The organism is Gammaproteobacteria bacterium (assembly GCA_003696665.1).
Taxonomy (GTDB): Bacteria; Pseudomonadota; Gammaproteobacteria; order Enterobacterales.
In genome coordinates this window covers 1-1,097 of the sequence record RFGJ01000213.1, presented here as the reverse complement: position 1 = coordinate 1,097, position 1,097 = coordinate 1, and the positions used below count along the sequence as shown (strand labels likewise).

Below are 1,097 nucleotides of genomic sequence, written 5' to 3'. Positions count from 1 at the left end.
CCCCTCGAGCAGGAACAGATAGTCCTTCCACCACAACACCCGGTGTATGTGATTGAAGCCAGCGTATTGAGGATTTTCAATAACGCGTTCATCAACCACACGTCCTTCCAGATCGATGAGCTTTGTCTTGTCCAACTGAAACCTGAAAAACACCAGAATGCTATCCGGATTTCGCACGCTGCAAGTCTGAATCACATTATATAGCCCCTTGTCCTCGCCTGGCTGCATCCGACCATACAGGCCCGAAGTGTGATAAATATCCACAGCATTGGCCCACGAGTTGGCCAATACCAGAAACAGGCTGTCATTGCGATAACAGGGACTGACGGAGGGCACATCAAACGGCGTCAGCGAATCCAAGGGAATGCTCAGTGAATTCACCTTTTTCAATGAGCCTTTATAGATGCTTCCTGCAAAAGAATCTCCATCGCTTTCGGTAGGCCCACAGGAAAATAATACAAGGACGGTCGTACATGCCGCCAGAATGCCTGTACTGAAACTCTTCTTTTGAATCATGAATAACCCATTGTACAGCCTGCGGCAGTAAATATTGCCGCAGGCTGCAAGTAGTTAATTATTGTTCAACGGGTGAGCAGGTCACTTCAATAATAATACAATCGCCGTCTGTACCTACACATCCACCCCATACAGGATCAGTATTTGCCCTGTCAAGACAAATAAGACAACCATCAGCGCGCTCCATGCAATTCAGCGCCTGTCCGCTCAGTTGCATACCCAGCAAAACCATGATCAACAGAGCCAACTTATGCGTTTTCATCTATTAGAAATTTTACAAATACAAGAAAAACCCACCTCCACCATCAGGACGGGAGGCTTCGCCCATATACACCTGGCGCCAAAGTGCATATCACTTTGCGTTCACGGGATCACGTACGCGTGCTCATTGCACAAACTGGTGAAACTCGGCCCTGCGGCCGGGGTGCTGAGTGGAATCAATTCTGATCGCTGCACATGCCCCGTCGGGGCCGGCTATCCCGAACCACACAAGACCGCAGCGCGAAAGGACAAACACAGGATAGCACGTAGTGCAATATGGCCCGGGGAAGGCTGTTGTTCACGACAACTACCGCGAAGTT

Annotated in this window: 2 protein-coding genes; both read right to left on the bottom strand. The window is 49.5% G+C overall.

The features are described from left to right. A partial coding sequence (locus D6694_06050) for a hypothetical protein (GenBank protein RMH44221.1) occupies nucleotides 1-516 on the bottom strand: 516 nt, incomplete at its 3' end. A 58-nt stretch (nucleotides 517-574) separates the two neighbouring features. Beyond that, nucleotides 575-778 carry a hypothetical protein gene (locus D6694_06045; protein ID RMH44220.1) on the bottom strand — a complete coding sequence of 68 codons (204 nt, stop codon included), beginning with the start codon at nucleotides 776-778 and terminating at the stop codon, nucleotides 575-577. Between the last annotated feature and the right edge of the window lie 319 nt (nucleotides 779-1,097).

Bases quoted from the DNA above. Each gene is read 5' to 3' on its own strand.
- D6694_06045 (RMH44220.1), bottom strand. From the start codon at position 778: ATGAAAACGCATAAGTTGGCTCTGTTGATCATGGTTTTGCTGGGTATG.